General features: G+C 65.8%; 11 protein-coding genes, 1 tRNA gene and 1 pseudogene. 9 read left to right on the top strand and 4 right to left on the bottom strand.

Going from position 1 to position 15,645, the window contains the following annotated elements; genetic code table 11:
• Window positions 1-155 precede the first annotated feature (155 nt).
• From tssI to HDG33_RS15300, 9 genes are all read left to right on the top strand, one after another.
• The gene (gene tssI, locus HDG33_RS15340) at window positions 156-2,042 is read left to right on the top strand and encodes a type VI secretion system tip protein TssI/VgrG (RefSeq protein ID WP_260330431.1); all 1,887 of its coding nucleotides are present in this window, start codon (window positions 156-158) and stop codon (window positions 2,040-2,042) included.
• Entirely contained in the window at window positions 2,039-2,593 is a 555-nt protein-coding gene (locus tag HDG33_RS15335; protein ID WP_184029484.1) for a DUF6931 family protein, read from the top strand. The genes tssI and HDG33_RS15335 overlap by 4 nt, the downstream gene beginning before the upstream one ends.
• Entirely contained in the window at window positions 2,590-4,098 is a 1,509-nt protein-coding gene (gene tagH / locus HDG33_RS15330; RefSeq protein ID WP_184029481.1) for a type VI secretion system-associated FHA domain protein TagH, read from the top strand. Before HDG33_RS15335 ends, tagH begins: the two co-directional genes overlap by 4 nt.
• Window positions 4,099-4,203: 105 nt before the next feature.
• Complete coding sequence (tssK, locus tag HDG33_RS15325; RefSeq protein WP_184029478.1) at window positions 4,204-5,541, top strand: type VI secretion system baseplate subunit TssK; 1,338 nt, start codon at window positions 4,204-4,206, stop codon at window positions 5,539-5,541.
• The gene (gene icmH / locus HDG33_RS15320; protein WP_184029463.1) at window positions 5,538-6,950 is read left to right on the top strand and encodes a type IVB secretion system protein IcmH/DotU; all 1,413 of its coding nucleotides are present in this window, start codon (window positions 5,538-5,540) and stop codon (window positions 6,948-6,950) included. The genes tssK and icmH overlap by 4 nt, the downstream gene beginning before the upstream one ends.
• Window positions 6,951-6,954: 4 nt before the next feature.
• Window positions 6,955-10,551, top strand: coding sequence for a type VI secretion system membrane subunit TssM (gene tssM / locus HDG33_RS15315; protein ID WP_184029443.1), 3,597 nt, complete (start codon window positions 6,955-6,957; stop codon window positions 10,549-10,551).
• Window positions 10,548-12,104 (top strand): type VI secretion system-associated protein TagF, encoded by a 1,557-nt coding sequence (gene tagF, locus HDG33_RS15310; RefSeq protein WP_184029425.1) that lies wholly within the window; start codon window positions 10,548-10,550, stop codon window positions 12,102-12,104. The genes tssM and tagF overlap by 4 nt, the downstream gene beginning before the upstream one ends.
• On the top strand, window positions 12,101-12,820 hold the full coding sequence (locus HDG33_RS15305; RefSeq protein ID WP_184029407.1) for a PP2C family serine/threonine-protein phosphatase: 720 nt from the start codon (window positions 12,101-12,103) through the stop codon (window positions 12,818-12,820). The genes tagF and HDG33_RS15305 overlap by 4 nt, the downstream gene beginning before the upstream one ends.
• A gap of 288 nt (window positions 12,821-13,108) precedes the next feature.
• Window positions 13,109-13,489, top strand: coding sequence for a hypothetical protein (locus tag HDG33_RS15300; RefSeq protein ID WP_184029397.1), 381 nt, complete (start codon window positions 13,109-13,111; stop codon window positions 13,487-13,489).
• A gap of 68 nt (window positions 13,490-13,557) precedes the next feature.
• On the opposite strand, the gene tssA is transcribed toward HDG33_RS15300, so the two are convergent.
• From tssA to HDG33_RS15280, 4 genes and pseudogenes are all read right to left on the bottom strand, one after another.
• The gene (tssA, locus tag HDG33_RS15295; protein ID WP_184029384.1) at window positions 13,558-14,598 is read right to left on the bottom strand and encodes a type VI secretion system protein TssA; all 1,041 of its coding nucleotides are present in this window, start codon (window positions 14,596-14,598) and stop codon (window positions 13,558-13,560) included.
• 244 nt (window positions 14,599-14,842) lie between these two features.
• Entirely contained in the window at window positions 14,843-15,058 is a 216-nt protein-coding gene (locus HDG33_RS15290; protein ID WP_409259024.1) for a hypothetical protein, read from the bottom strand.
• Window positions 15,059-15,074: 16 nt separating this feature from the next.
• Window positions 15,075-15,300 (bottom strand): annotated as a pseudogene (locus HDG33_RS15285) (integrase arm-type DNA-binding domain-containing protein); the annotation flags it as partial.
• Between the two features lie 140 nt (window positions 15,301-15,440).
• A tRNA-Leu gene (locus HDG33_RS15280) sits at window positions 15,441-15,527 on the bottom strand.
• Between the last annotated feature and the right edge of the window lie 118 nt (window positions 15,528-15,645).

Raw genomic sequence — 15,645 nt, 5'->3', positions numbered from 1 at the left:
GCGCCGGGAGATGGAGCGATGCCAGCAGGCAAAAACCGTCAACCCGGAGGCGTCCGGTTCGCAACAGCGGCGCCGATACCGGTTCGATCACCGCGCTGCGGCTTCCCGTCGAGTACGACTTACCCGCAACGTAAAGAAGGTTCGCAGATCACGTCATGGCCCACGCAATCACACTCACTTCCAGTCTCGGCAGCAGTCTCCTGTTCGCAAACATGACCGCGACCGAGTCGCTCGGTCGGCTGTTTTCATATCGGCTCGAAGCGATCAGCAAGAACGCGGAAGTCGATCTGCGTTCGCTGCTGGGCACGCCGATGACGGTGAAGCTTGTCACGCCGCAAGGCTATACGCGTTACTTCAACGCGATTGTCCGCGAAGGCGAGCAGGGCGGCTTCGTCAACATCGACAACGTGCGCTATGCAGTCTACACGTTCACGCTCGTGCCGAAACCGTGGTTAGCGACGCGCAGACGCGACTGCCGCATCTATCGAAGCATGAGTGTGCCGCAGATCGTCCAGTCGGTACTTGGCGACATCGGCTATAGCGATCTGAAGGTGAGCCTCAGCGGTAGCTATCCGCCGCGCGACTATTGCGTGCAGTACCGCGAAAGCGACTTCGACTTCGTCAGCCGGCTGATGGAGCAGGAAGGCATCTACTACTTCTTCACGCATACGCAGAGCACGCACACGATGGTGCTCGCCGATGCGCTCGGCGCGCACTCGAGCGTGGCTGGCTTCGAGCAGATTCCCTATGCGCCGCCGATCGGGCGGGGCAAGCGCATGAAGGCGTCGATCAGCGACTGGGAGACCTCTCGCGCGGTCAACGCGACGAAGGTGCAGCTCGACGACTACGACTATCTGAAGCCGAAAGCATCGCTGCTTGCCACCGAAGAGCTGACCGACATGGAGGACGCGCACAACGTGAGCGGCCTCGACGTCTACGACTATGGGTACGACTACGTTGGCTACGACGAGCGTCTGTCCGACGGCCAGCGCTACGCGCAGGTGCGCGCGGATGCGTTGAATGTGCCGCTCGCGATGAGCGCCGGCCACACCGACGCCTGTGGTCTCGCCACGGGTGCGCTGTTCAGGCTCAAGGACTTTCCGCTTGCCGACGCGAATCACGAATACCTCGTGATCGACGCGGTGACGCGCCTCGTCGAGCCGGACTACTCGGCGGGCGGCGGTGGAGACGATGGCGAGGCGCCGTTCAGGTGCGGCTTCAAGGCGATCCGCAGCCGCCAGCTGTTTCGCACGATGCCGACGACGCCGCGTCCGGTGATCGCTGGCCTGCAGACGGCGGAGGTGTACGGCGATACGCCCGAAGACATCGCCGTCGACAAATACGGCCGCGTGCAGGTCACGTTCTTCTGGAATCGTCAGGGCAAACCGAACGCGCGGAACTCGTGCCCGGTGCGGGTCGCGCAGATGTGGGCCGGCAAGCGCTGGGGCGCGCAGTTCATCCCGCGCGTCGGACAGGAAGTGGTGGTCAGCTTTCTCGACGGCAATCCGGACCGGCCGCTGATCATCGGCAGTGTCTACAACGCCGACAACATGCCGCCGTACAACCTGCCGGACAACAAGACCCAAAGCGGTGTGAAAAGCCGCAGCCACGAAGGTGGCGGTAGTGACGACTACAACGAGATCCGCTTCGAAGACCGGATGGGCAGCGAGCAGGTTCTGATTCACGCGCAAAAGGATCTGCGCGAAGAGTCGGAGCACGACCACGATGTACAGGTCGCGCGCAACTACACGCTGACGGCGGGCAACCAGATCAGGCTGGTCACCGGACTTGCCAGCATCACGATGAACAGCACCGGCGAGATCGCGATTCAAGGCACCAGCGTCTCGCTTAACGGAGGCATGAACGTGACGATGGCATCGGGTCTTGCGATGGAAATCAACTCGAAAGCGAATCTGAACATGAGTTCGATCGCGGCGATGGAAATCCTGTCCGAGGCCGATTGCCTCGTGCAGTCCACCAACCTGCAGTTGATCGGGACCGCGACGGCGGTACTGGGCGGCGCGGCTCCGATGATCTTATGAGCACGCCGTCGATTTTCGAAGCAGCGCGCCAGATGCGGCTTTCCACGCGCGCGCAAGCGTGCCTGCGGCCGTCGATGGCGGCGCGTTCGGCGGTGCAGACATTGCTCGACGCCGGACATTCAGCCGATGCGTTGAGCCTGCTTGGTCGTCTGCTGCCGCGCCGTTATGCGGTGGCGTGGGCGTGCCAGTGCTGCCGCCGTCAGACGCTCGACGAACACGACCGCGCAGGTCTCGAACTCGCGGAAGCGTGGGTGCGCGATCCCATGGAAGCGCAACGCGCCGCGGCGCTCGCGTTCGCGAAGACGCATCGCTACCAGACGATCGGCGCATGGACGGCTGCCGCCGCAGGTTGGTCGGGCGGCAACCTGAATCCGGAGCACGAGCGGCCGACGCCGCCGCCGGAGCATCTGACGGCGATCGCGGCGACGGCCGCGGTGAGCTACATGGCCGCGCTGGTTCCCGCGCGGTTCGATGCACGCCGTGCCGCGTTCGTGCGCGATGCGCTGGGCCTGCTGAGTGTTCCTGAAGGTATCGATGGAGGTATGCAATGAGCGCCGCGCAGAGGCTGATTCTCTCGATAGAAGGCGAGGGGACTGGCGGCTTCGACGCAAGCCGCGAGCAGGTGTTCGACTGCCGCGATGGCAGCATCGGCCGTTCCGACGAGTGCGACTGGGTGCTGGGCACGGAAGGCGTGTCGCGTCTGCACGCGCTGGTGCGCTACCTGAACGGCATGTATTTCATCGAGGACCGCAGCACGAACGGCATGTCGCTGAACGGCGCGCCACTGCGAAAAGGCGATCCGGCCGCCCTGAAGCAAGGCGACCGCTTGCAGATCGACACGTTCGATGTCAGCGTGCGCTTGAGCGGCAACGGTGCGACCGAACCGAACCCGCGGGCCGGCTCGGTCGATCCGGGGCGCACCGCGTCTTTCGTTGCTGCCGCGCCGGCCCCTGCCTGCGCACCGGCGCCTGCGCCTGCGCAAAACAGGGGTCCGCTGGACCTGAGCCTGCTGCTCGCGCCACGGCGCGCCACCCCGGCGCAGGAGCATGCGGGCGAGGCCGAAGGCCTGATTCCGGGCGTCGCCGATGGATCGGCGCCGGGCGCGAGTCTCGATCCACTCGCGTTGTTCGATGTGCCATCGTCCTACGCCGACGAACCGCTGCCTCGCGTATCGTCCGCGCCCGGTTGGAACCACACGCCTGCGGCGGCCGACCGCTTCCGGCCGCCGCAGGCCGAGGCAGCACGGCTTGGAGGGCCCGTCCTCCCGGAAGACTGGGACGCGAGCGCGAGCCTGGTCGTCGCGCGTTCCGGGCAGGGGCTCCCGACAAGCGTTGCTGTCGCGGCGACCGCGCCAACGCACGCATCGACGCCGACGCAGGGGCCGCCGCAAAATCAAACGCAGTCGGAAACGCCGATGCATTCGCACGCGTCGCCGGACACAACACCCGTCGTCATCGCTGCGGCAGTTGCAGCGCCGGCAGTGCCTGCGGTTCCGACCGCTCCGCTCGCCTCTGCCGCCCCGTCGCCCGCCGGCGAAGACGCTCCCGAATTGATGGAAATGTTCCACATCGCCGTCGACGCGATGATGGACGTGCTACGCGCGCGCGCCGAACTGAAGAACAGCTTCCGGCTGCCCGCGACGTTGATCCAGCGTTCTGAAAACAACCCGTTGAAGTTCGCGCCGACCGCGCAGGAAGCCGTCATGAGGCTGCTCGCGCCGCCCGATGGCGGCTTCCTCCGCGGCAACGCCGCGCTGAACGATGCCGCCGACGACATCCGCAATCACCAGATGGCGATGCTTGCTGGCGTGCGTTCCGCGTTCCAGTCGCTGCTCGCGCATTTCGATCCGGCGAAGATCGAACGGGAAGCCGAAGGCAGCGTGCGCCGTTTGCCGCTCGGTGGCCGGCCGCGTCACTGGGAGCGCTACAAGGAACAGTTTGAAGAAGTCACGAGAAATCCCGATGAATGCTTCAGGCGGCTGTTCGGCGATGAATTCGCGCGCGCCTACGAAGAACAGCTCGGACGCCTGAAAAGGCGGCGCAACGAGCCCACGTAACCAGCCAACGCAACCCGCCGGCGCAACCCGGTGCGGCGAGGCCCGAGGCCGTCGCGACCCGCACTCGTCGCGCGACGTGTGACAACCCCTATCCGGTTCACCGACATGACCCAGAGCAACAAGGTGGTATGGAGCGAGGGCCTGTTCCTCAGGCCTCAGCACATGCAGCAGCAGGAACGCTATTTCGAGCGTTACGTCGAGCTGCGCGCGGGCAATCTGCGTCCGCACGCATGGGGCTTTCACGAACTCGAACTGGAAAGCGATCTGCTCGCAATCGGCAAGCTCGGCATCAAGCGCGCACGCGGCGTGTTTCCCGATGGCACGCCGTTCGCAATGCCCGGCGATGATCCACTGCCGCCGCCGCTCGATATCGATGCGAACTGGCGCGACCAGATCGTCCATCTGACCTTGCCGCTGCGTTCGCCCACGCAGCCGGACAGCGCATGGCCCGGCGCCGGCAGCGATCAGTTGTTCCGCTATCGCGTGCGCGAAGCCGAAGTGCGCGATGCGTCGGGCAGCATGGAAGGCGTCACCGCGCTCGAAGTCGCGGGCATGAGCACACGCCTTTTACCCGAATTGCAGCCGATGGAAGGCCTGATGCGGATTCCGTTGGCACGGGTCGTCGAATGCCGAGCCGATCGGCGGGTGATCCTCGACGATGGCTTCGTGCCGACCTCGCAGAGCACCGAAGCGGCCGGGCGGCTTGTCACCTTCCTGTCCGAGCTGCTAGGCCTGCTGCATCAGCGCGGCGAGGCGCTCGCAGGACGTGTGAGCGAGACCGATCGCGGCGGTGCCGCGGAAATCGCGGACTTTCTGCTGCTGCAGGTGATCAACCGCTATCAGCCGCTCGTCGCGCATCTTGCCGAGGCGCCGCTGCTGCACCCCGAAGCGCTTTACCGGCTGCTGCTCGAACTGGCCGGCGAGCTGGCTACATTCACGACGCCGGGCAAGCGCGCGCAGGCTTTTCCGCCGTACCGGCACGAACTGCTGCGCGAAAGCTTCGAGCCGGTGATCGCGGCGCTGCGCATCGCGTTGAGCGCGGTGCTCGAACAGAGTGCTGTCGCGATTCCGCTGCAGCAGCGCAAGTATGGCGTGTGGGTCGGCATGGTGCCCGATCTCACGCTGCTGGACACGGCGACCTTCGTGCTCGCCGCGAAGGCCGACCTGAAGTCCGAAGACATGCGCCGGCAACTGCCGACGCAATCGAAGATCGGTCCCGTCGAAAAGATCCGCGATCTGGTGAACCTGCAACTGCCGGGCATCGGCGTATCGCCGATGGCGGTCGCGCCGCGCCAGTTGCCCTACATGTCGGGCTTCCTCTATTTCGAGTGCGACAGAAACTCGCCGATGTGGCGCATGTTGAAGACGTCCGGCGGCATCGCGATGCACTTCGGTAGCGGCTTCGCCGGTCTCGACCTGCAACTGTGGGCGGTACGCGCATGAATACCACCAACGACCGTTCCGCCGACGCAACCCGGCGCGGTGATGCGACGATGGTGCGCCCGCAGCGCGCCGTCAACGGCGATCCCAACGCCGATCCCAACACCGATCCCAACACCGACGCCGGCGACGTCACGCGCATCGTGCGGCCAGCATCGCCCACTTCGCGCGTGATGCCGGCAAACCGGCCGTCGCAGCCGCCTGGCCCGCCGCCGCTGCGCGCCGAGCTGGGTGACTTCCTGAGCGGTGTCGCCAATCCGCTCGTCCGTGCGGCCAATCCGCTGCTGCTGCTGACGGTGCAATTGCGGCACAGCGTTGCGCCGCCCACCGACGTCGGCCGTCTGCGCGAACAGGCGGTCGCACAGGTGCGCAGCTTCGAGCGCTACGCACAGGGTGCGGGCATCGACACGCAAAGCATCGTGGCAGCGCGCTACGTGCTATGCACGATGCTCGACGAGTCGGTGAACAACGCGCCGTGGGGCGACCTGAGCGGCTGGGCGCAAAAGACGCTGCTCGTGACATTCCACGGCGAGGCCTACGGCGGCGCGAAGTTCTTCCAGATTCTCGATCGCCTGAGCGTCGACTTCTCGCGCCATCTCGATCTGATTGAGCTGATGTACATCTGTCTCGCGCTGGGCTTCGGCGGACGCTATCTCGTGGAACCAGGCGGCCTCGCGCGCCTGGCCGACATTCAGGATGATCTCTATCGACGCATTCGCGGGCTGCGCGAAGCGCCCGCCGCGGAACTGGCGCCGCATTGGCGCGGCGTCGAAGACCGCCGCAATCCGGTGATGCGGCATGTGCCGATGTGGGTCGCCGCGTCGGCTGCGGCCGTCGTGCTGCTGGGTGCGTTCCTGGTGTTTTTCACGAAGCTCAACGCGCTCGCTGCGCCAGTCGGCGCACAGCTTGCCGCGATCGGTCTCGAGAACACGCCGCCGCCGCAAACCGTAGCGACGCCCGCGCCCACGGCCGCGCGCGTGACGCTCAAGCAACTGCTCGCGCCACAGGAACAGGCCGGCCAGTTGACCGTCGACGAACAAACCGATGGCCGCGACACGGTGCGTCTCGCCGCCGCCGAACTGTTCCCGTCGGGCGGCGCCGACATCGCGCCCGACGTGGTGTCGCTCCTGCACCGGATCACGTCGGCGCTGAATCAGGTGAAGGGCAGGGTGATCGTCGTCGGCCACACCGACGACCAGCCCGTGCGTTCGCTGACCTTCAAGGACAACTTCGCGCTGTCGACGGCGCGCGCGCAGAACACGCAGCAGATTCTCGCGCAGGGGCTCGACGATCCGCATCGTCTCGAAGCGAGCGGCGCTGGCTCGTCGCAGCCGATCGCGACGCCGGCCGATCTGCCGGCGAACCGCACGCGCAACCGTCGCGTGGAAATCCTGTATATCCCGGAGCACTGAACCCATGAACACGCTGAAAAACTGGGTGACGTCCCGGTGGTTCACCGTCGCGATCGGATTGCTATTGATCGCTGCGCTGATCTGGCTGGGCGGCCCCTATCTCGGGATCGGAGAACGGCAACCGCTCGCGAGCGCCGCGGCCCGGCTGGCGCTGATCTTCGCGATCGTGCTCGGCTGGCTGCTGGTCGAACAGGCCATGCAATGGCGCGCGCGGCGCAAGACGTCGCAACTGTCCGGCGAGCTGGCTGGACAGGACGCGCAGCTTCCGCTCGACGAACCCGGCAGCGCCGAACGCGAGCAGTTGCAGCGTCGCTTTCGCGAAGCAATCGATATGTTGCGCAAGACCCGCAGGAATGGCAGCAATCTCTACGCGCTGCCGTGGTATGTGGTGATCGGTCCGCCGGGCTCGGGCAAGAGCACCCTGGTGCAGAATTCCGGGCTCGAGTTTCCGCTCTCGGAGCGCTTCGGCAAGGAAGCGCTGCGCGGCATCGGCGGCACGCGCAACTGCGACTGGTGGTTCACCGACGAGGCGGTGTTTCTCGACACCGCGGGCCGCTACACGACGCAGGACTCCGATGCGGCCGCCGACGCGTCCGCATGGCAGGCGTTTCTGTCGCTGCTGCGCCGCTATCGGCGGCGCCGGCCGCTGAACGGCGTGATCGTGACCATGAGTGTGTCCGATCTGCTGACGCTCGACGAAGACGCGCGTCAGCAGCACATCCGCACCGTGCGCCGGCGCCTCGACGAACTCGCGCAGCACCTGAAGGTGGCGGTGCCCGTGTATCTCGTGTTCACCAAGTGCGATCTCGTGGCGGGCTTCACCGAGTTCTTCGACGATCTCGGGCCCGATCTGCGCAGTCAGGTCTGGGGCATGACGTTTCCCGTCGACGCGAGTATCGACGGTAGCGCCTGCGCGCGCTTCGCGGGCGAGTTCGACCTGTTGCTGGAGCGTCTGAATACGCGCGTGATCGAGCGTCTGCATGGGGAGCGCGATCGCAGCCGACGCGCCGCCGTGCTCAGCTTTCCGCAGCAGCTCGGCGCGTTTCGCGAAATTGCGCGGCAGTTCGTCGAAGGCGCGTTCGGGCGTCATCAGTACGGCGCATCGCCACTCTTGCGCGGCGTCTATCTGACCTCCGGCACCCAGCAGGGCGCGCCGATCGACCGCATGCTGAGCGCCGTCGCGCGCACCTTCGGCGTCGACGCGGCGCGCGTGCAGGGCGGCGGCACGCAACGCCGGACCTTTTTCGTCGAACGGCTGCTGAAGGAAGTGCTGTTCCGCGAGTCGGGCCTCGCCGGCACCAATCCGCGGCTGGAACGGCAGAAGCTCCTGATGCAGGCCGGGATGTATATCGGCATCGCGCTCGTCACGGCGCTGCTGATCACCGGCTTCGCCACCAGTTACACGCGCAACCGTCTCTACGTCGCGCAGGTGCAGGACACGCTGGAAGACCTGCCGCCAGCCAGCAGCCTCGACGGCGCACCGGATCTCAAGACGTATTTCGCGCGTGCGCTCGCGCGCCTCGAAGTCATCTCCGGCGCGCAGGGCGTCGCGGGCCAGTATCAGGGCCACGTGCCCTGGCTGATGCGCTTCGGCCTGTTCCAGGGACACGCGTTGTTCGGGCAGGTGCATGCCGCGTATCTGCGCGAACTCGACGGCACCTTGCTGCCCGGCGTCGGCGTGCGCTTCCGGGAAGGACTCAACGCCAGTGCCAACGCTCCGCAGGCACTCTACGACTACCTGAAGGGCTATCTGATGCTCGGCCAGCCGCAGCATCTCGATCCCGGCGAGCTGGCCGCGCTCGCGCGCATCGAATGGCAACGCATGTTCCCGCAGGACCCGGCGATCCAGAACGCGCTCGACAAACACTTTTCCGCGCTGGTCGACGATCCGGCGAAGCCGCGCGCGCTGACGCTCGACAACGCGCTGATCGATCAGGCGCGCGCGACGCTGAAGACCGCTGATCTCGCGACGCTGATCTACGGCAGCGTCCAGCTCGACGCCGGGCGTTCGGGGGCGCCGCCGGTGCGACTCGACCAGTCGCTCGGACTGCTTGGCAGCGTGTTTCGCCGCAAGAGTGGCGCGCCGCTGTGGCAACCGTTCCCCGCGCTGTTCACGAGGCCGGTTTTCGCCGCCGAGGTGAACGGCGGAATCGATCGGTCGGTGGACGGCTTCGTGAAGGACTACTGGGTCTTCAACGCCAGCCGCATCGATCCGCTCGCGCGCTCGCGCTACGAACGGCAGGTGCTGGCACTGTACGAGCAGGACTACATCAAGGCGTGGGACGCATTGCTCGCCGATCTGCAACTTCAGCCGGTGTCCGACATTCAGGCCGCGAGTGCGCTGGCCGCGAAACTGTCGGGTCCGAGTTCGCCGCTGAAAGCGCTGCTGCATCTCGTGCGTGACAACACCAGCGACATGTTGCGCGGCGCCACGGCTGACGGAGCAACTTCGGCTTCATCGGCCTTGTCGGCTTCGGCGGTGGGCGCGCAGGCGGCGTCCGTCGGCGGGAACCTGATTGCGAGACGCGCGGCGAACACGCGTCTGGCCGGCGAATTGCGCGACGCGGGCGCAACGCTGCCGGACGGCACCACGACCAACGGCACCGCAAGCACCAAACCGGGTTCGGGCGAAGCGCCGGCCAGCCAGCCGGGCGCCGCCATCGAGGCGCATTTCGCGCAGTTGAACCAGATGAGCGTCGGCACGCCGGGCTCGACGCCGCTCGATCAGATGTCCACCGTGCTCGACCAGCTCGGCAAGAACCTGTTGACGATGACTGACCTGAGCGCGCCCGGCGCGCAGAACAATCCGGCCGTGCTCGCGGCGCGCCAGGAGAGCGACCAGTTGCCGCCGCAGGTGGCTTCGCTGATTTCCGGCCTCACCGGCAAGAGTGCGGATCTGGTCGCGAGCGGAAGCAGCGCCGCGCTCGCCAGCCAGTTTCGCGAGGCAGCGGGCAACGACTGCGCGAGCTTTGTCGATGGCCGCTATCCGTTTGCGTCGAACCGTGCATCGGACATCCCCGTGCAGAACTTCGCCGAGCTGTTCGGCAATGGCGGACGGTTCGACAGTTTCGTCAAGTCGACGCTCGCGAAATCAGTCGACACGAGTGGCCGCAACTGGCGCTGGAAGCCCGGCGCGCCAACCGGCCCCGACGCCGTGCTGAGCGAAGCGCAGAGTGCCGACGCGATCCGCCAGATCTATTTCCGCAACGGCGCGCAACTGCAGGTCGGCTTTACGCTGCTCGCGCCGCAGCTCGATCCGGCAATCGCGAAGCTGACCGTCGAAATCGACGGGCAGAAGTACGACTACGCGGCGAACGGCCCCGCGAGCATGACGATGACGTGGCCTGGACCGCAGCCCGGACATGTGGTCGTCAGTGCGTTCGATACGTCCGGCCAGCCGGTCGGCACGCCGCTGAAATTCAATGGCGACTGGGCGTTCTTCCACGCGCTCGATGCGGCCCGTCTGCAAAAGCAAAGCGACCTGCGCTATCTCGCGACCTTCGACTTCGGCGGCCATGCAGTGAAGCTGCCGATCGCGCCCGCGAGTCTGAAGAACCCGTTCCTCAACGACGAAGTCCGTCGTTTCAGGTGCCCGCGATGAACGGTGGAGTCGGCTTCTTCGGGAAATTGCCCAGCGCGGGCGATTTTGTTCAGCGACGGCTGCCGTCCGCGTTCGTCGAAGACTGGGACCGTGACTTCCAGCGCGCGGTCGAAACCGGGCGCCGCGAACTCGGAGCGCACTGGGACGCCGCATGGCGACAGGGCGCGGCGTGGCGCTTCGTGCTGCCCGCACCGGTGTGCGGCGAGCTCGCGTGGTGCGGGCTGATCGGACCGGCCGTCGATCGGCTCGGCCGTGCCTTTCCGATGGTGCTGGCCGCGCCCTGTGGCGGCGATGTCGCGACCGTGCTCGGCAATCACGCGTGGTTCGACGCACTCGAGCGCGTCTATCGCAGTGCGCAGCACGAGGTCGCGAGCGTCGAAACCTTCGATGTGCGCGTGGCGGCGTTGCCCGGTCCGCTGACGCACGTGCGACCTGCGACCGACATGGCTGCGTTCTGGCGCGCGCTGCCGTGGGACGGCGGTCAATGGCGACTGGCGATGCCGGAAGGCGCGGCCGTTGGGATGGTGCTGGCCGAGGCATGGTCGCAACTCGGCAAGCGGCCGGGGCCGTGGTGCCTCTGGTGGACCGAACGTGCTGCGTGCCTGCTGGCGACGCGTGGTTTGCCGTTGAGCTACGCAGCGCTACTGGAGCCAGTGGTGTCGAGGGCGGGCGACGTGGGCGACATGGGTGACATCGGCGATGCGCTGCGCGAGTTCGGCTCGGCATCCGCTCGTCAGTGGGAGTCTGTTGCGTTGCAGGGCGATGAAGAGATCGCTGCCGGGCAATCCGGTCTGCACGTGGAGGATGGTCACGATGATCGAGTGTTGCCCGTCGGTTCATCGGCAGCCGGTCACGCTGCAGATGCCAGCGATGCGCTGCTGCTACTCGACGACGGCCGCACGCTGGTGCTGAGTGCCGATGACGGCCCGTCTCACTCGCACCAACGTGCAGCGCGCGCCATCCGCGAGACGGCGCAGCGCAGTGCGGCGGATCTGCCCAGTCTGCGGACCGGCCTGCTGGCGCTGCACGCGCAACTGCGCGGCGCCCGGCACGATGCGCACGATGCGCACGATGCGCACGATGCGCACGATGCGCACGATGCGCACGATGCGCACGATGCGCGTTACGCAGCGGCAGCAAACGGCGCTGCCCTCGTCGCGCGCTTTGACGCAGCGCAGGTGCGACTGCTGCGGATCGGCGCCGCGGCAGCCTGGCACTGGCGGCGCGGCCAGTTGCAACCACTGTTCGTCGAGCGGGCGGCAGGCGCGGGCGGCGAATTTGACGATCTGCTGTTCGGCGATGCATGGCTCGCGATGCCCGGCATCGGCGCCTCCGAAGAGCCGGATTGCGACGAAGCGTGCATCACGCTCGAGGATGACGATCGCCTGCTGTTGCTCGTCACCCGCGCGCTCATCCAGCTTCCGCACGCGTGTCTGGTCGAGGCGCTGGCATTGACCACGAACGAGGACGCCCGCCTGCATCTCGCGATGTGCGCGGGCCTCGGCACGCAGCCCGCGCAATGGCCGCTGGCCGTGATCGAAGCCGGCTCATGACGACGCATTGTTGCTCCGCCGGCCACACCGAGACAGGCAAGGTGCGCCGCCGCAATGAAGATGCGATTCTGGTTCGCGAGGACCTCGGACTGTGGGCTGTGGCCGACGGTCTGGGCGGCCATTCGGCCGGCGACTACGCGAGCACGCTGATCATCGAACGCCTTGGTGCGCTGACGCGCGAAGGCAGCGTCTTCGACTTCATTGCTGCGATCGAAGACAGCCTGCAGCAGGTGAACACCGAACTGCGCGAGGCCGCCGTCGCTCGACAAACCGACGTGATCGGTTCGACCGTCGCGCTGCTGGTGCATGACCAGCAGTTCGTGCTGTGCGGCTGGGTCGGCGATAGCCGCGTGTACGTTCAGGAAAACGGCGCACTGACGCAACTCACTCGCGACCACGTGCATGGTCAACCGGTCGACATCACGCATTTCGGACCACGCGCGCCGGCAGGCGTGGGCACTGGCGTGCTGACCCGGGCGGTCGGCGTCGACGAGACGCTCTACGTCGACTGGGCCATGGCCGGCAGCCGTCCCGGCATGCAGTTCCTGCTGTGCTCGGATGGCGTCAACAAGGAGCTCAGTGATGGCGAATTGACCGCCGCCTGTCGCGAGCAGCACAGTCCACGCCGGCAGATCGAGCGCCTGTTCGAACTCGCCCTTGCGCGTCGCGCGCGCGACAACATTTCCGCCGTCATCGTGCGGCTCGAAGCATCGTGAAATTTCCGCCATGAACCATCCGGACCCCATCCCTTCCGCTTATCACGGGCGCACGCCGAAGCTGGCCGCGCTATCCGACGCTTTCAGGACACGTTGTGAGCGTCAGATCGACGTTGTTCGCAGCGGGTCGGCACCCGCGAGAACTGGCGCGCGTTCCACCACTTCATCGTCCGCACAGATGGCCGGTGCGTTATCGGCATCCGTGCGGCGCGACCACGGCATGACTAGCGTGCCGCCCGCGCTGTCGGTCCGCAGCGATCCGAACGGGCAGGATGTCGTGCAGTGCGAGTGGCTGCGACCGAGGAGGCAGCAGGCATGAGTGTGGACGAGCAGCAGGTCAACGACGCATTGCGCGCGCTCGACGAAGCCCATCGACTACAGCGGATTCAGCGCAACGAATACCGGTACCGCCGACGCATGTTGTTCGAATCGCTGGGGCGGGACACTGCGGGTACAGGCGACACCGTGCGGCGGGTCGTGCTGTCGGGCGTCATGCAACAGCCGGACGTGTTGGCGGAAGGTCACGATGCCGGAAGTGCGGCAAGTGCTGAAGGGGGGGCAGTGCGCACGGACCTCGGCGCGCGACCGCTCGCCGCGTGGGCCGCCGTGCTGCTCGGCGTGGCCGCGGTGGGCGTCATGCTGTTTTGCTGGTTTGTCTTCGCATATTGAGCCGCGTTTTCGAAGCGGCCAGTCCGAGCGCAACAGCCGCTCGATGTTGCGCCGATCTGCAGGGATCATTATTCGTCCGGCCCGGATAGCGTCTGCAGTTCTGCGAGGCCGCCGGGCGCGATGTTTTGAAGGACTTCCGCGAAGCGCTTGCCGACCAGACGTCTGGCTCGCTTGAGCAGGATCGGCAGCGGACTGGACGGTTCGTGACGTTCGTAGTAATCGCAGATTTCGTCGATGCACAGGACGACGTCATCGGGTCCCTGGATTCGTCCGTTATCGTGCCGAGGGGCAGGGTTCGTGGGCGCGTCTTCGCCGGTCGACACCAATCCGGCGGCGAGCGCTTCGCCGCGCTCTCGAAAGCGCCGCGCCAACTGCGCATCGACGAACTTCTTCAACTCTTCGATATCGTCGGTCAGGTGGCCCAGATCGGGTCCAGCGGTACCCAGCTTTTCGCTCGCAATTGCATCAATGGCGCGCGCGTGCTCCAGCGCTATCGCGAGTGCTGCGGCCGCATCGGGCAACTGGTGTTCGGGGCAATCCATGCAGCACGCTTCGAGGTCGATCAGCGTGGGCGCAGGCATGCCCTCCGCAGAGGGTGGCCGGGTGATTGCGCCCGTCGCGATACGCAGATCGCGCAACGAAAAGCGGCCGAGTCGCGGTGAGCTCACGAAGGGCGCGTTGCGGAAATAGGCGAGTACGCTCCGGGGATCGCCGAGCGGCATGATCGCGTTGGTGCGCGCGGTAGCGTCGTTGTCGTCGGCGGCGTCCAATTGCGGGTGCGCCGCTTCCCAGTAACGTTCCAGCAGACCGCGAACCAGCCCCAGACCGGCGCTCCAGCCTGCAATGCCATGAATGCGGGTCGAGGCGGCGGTCAGATGGATGGCCACACGCAGGTCGTTGGTACGGTTGAACAAAGCCTCGGCGGCGGTTGCCACCTTGTCCCAGTCCGGTTCTACGGCGGCCTTCAGGCTGTCGCCCATCGCCCGCTCGGATGTCGGTGTGGCGAGCCGCTCCAGCGCGATGAATTCTGGATCGTATTCGAGGTTCTCGCCTGTCGGCGTGCTGTCGTCGATGGGGCGGAGCAGGTGATCTGGATCGAATGGCGTCATGATTGGCTGGCGAAAAAGGAAGGGCGCTGAGACTACAACGACAGGGCGCGTCCAACGAGTGCGCGGCATCAAACGGACAACAGCTAGTGCCCCGTAGTTATTCCGTCTCAACTGATCGTCAGCCTGGTACGCAGATCGAGCGCTTTGCTACCGAGCGCCAGGCGCTTGCTCCCTTGCAAGACGTAGAACCTGGGTTCGAAAATCGCTGGCGTGCGTTTATTTGAGACTTCCATAATTCATGACGTCACCACAGCGTAGCCTGCATCGAGCAAGCGGCAATGATCGAAGGCCGCTTTTGAGCGCTCTTGAGCTTGTTGCGGGCGCTCGCGTGCAGTTCGCCGAGATCATTGGGGCAGTAGTTGGCCGGCGCGTGGCGCTTCAGCCAGGCCCACAGGTACGCGTTTGCGTGCGGTGGACTCGGCGCGGCGATGTTCGATCGGATCGGTGCCTTCGTGTACAAGTTTGCGCGCGCTAGTGGCCGACCGTCGCGCATCAACGAGCGTGATATCGGGGGTAGGGGCCGAGGCTGAGGAAGTTCTCCTTGCTCGTGCTCGGTCGTCGATAGCGGAACAGCCAGGTTTTGGTGCCGTTCGGCTGGACCCTCAGGGCGAGCCCGTTGCCATCCGCGAGAAGGTAGGAACGGTCGCGAGCTCTGGCGGCACGGAACACCAACTCTGACTTCGGTTCGACGCGTCTGGGCATGGGTTTGCCCCCGAATCTGGTATGCGCAAAAATCGTCGATGTCAGTGGAACGCAAGGGATCTGTAGAAAACAAAAAACCCCGTAAGACGTTGATCTTACGGGGTTTCTCGAACTACTTCGGCTTACGCCGGAAGAACTTGTGGTGCCCAGGAGAGGACTCGAACCTCCACGGTGTTGCCACCGCTAGGACCTGAACCTAGTGCGTCTACCAATTCCGCCACCTGGGCACGTCTTCAAGCTAGACCGCTATTTTAGCAAGATGATTAAGTTTGTCAATTCCTGCTTCAAACAAACTTGCTTTTCTCATCCGCTCGGTTGAACGCGCAGCGAAGTAATGCAATCGCT

It is taken from the genome of Paraburkholderia sp. Cpub6 (assembly GCF_014201065.1).
Taxonomy (GTDB): domain Bacteria; phylum Pseudomonadota; class Gammaproteobacteria; order Burkholderiales; family Burkholderiaceae; genus Paraburkholderia; species Paraburkholderia tuberum.
Note: the sequence above shows the minus strand (reverse complement) of the source record. Positions and strands in the feature narration are given on the sequence as shown.

Excerpts from the sequence above, each read along its gene's own strand:
- tssI (WP_260330431.1), top strand. The coding sequence starts at position 156 with ATGGCCCACGCAATCACACTCACTTCCAGTCTCGGCAGCAGTCTCCTG.
- HDG33_RS15335 (WP_184029484.1), top strand. The coding sequence starts at position 2,039 with ATGAGCACGCCGTCGATTTTCGAAGCAGCGCGCCAGATGCGGCTTTCC.
- tagH (WP_184029481.1), top strand. The coding sequence starts at position 2,590 with ATGAGCGCCGCGCAGAGGCTGATTCTCTCGATAGAAGGCGAGGGGACT.
- tssK (WP_184029478.1), top strand. The coding sequence starts at position 4,204 with ATGACCCAGAGCAACAAGGTGGTATGGAGCGAGGGCCTGTTCCTCAGG.
- icmH (WP_184029463.1), top strand. The coding sequence starts at position 5,538 with ATGAATACCACCAACGACCGTTCCGCCGACGCAACCCGGCGCGGTGAT.
- tssM (WP_184029443.1), top strand. The coding sequence starts at position 6,955 with ATGAACACGCTGAAAAACTGGGTGACGTCCCGGTGGTTCACCGTCGCG.
- tagF (WP_184029425.1), top strand. The coding sequence starts at position 10,548 with ATGAACGGTGGAGTCGGCTTCTTCGGGAAATTGCCCAGCGCGGGCGAT.
- HDG33_RS15305 (WP_184029407.1), top strand. The coding sequence starts at position 12,101 with ATGACGACGCATTGTTGCTCCGCCGGCCACACCGAGACAGGCAAGGTG.
- tssA (WP_184029384.1), bottom strand. The coding sequence starts at position 14,598 with ATGACGCCATTCGATCCAGATCACCTGCTCCGCCCCATCGACGACAGC.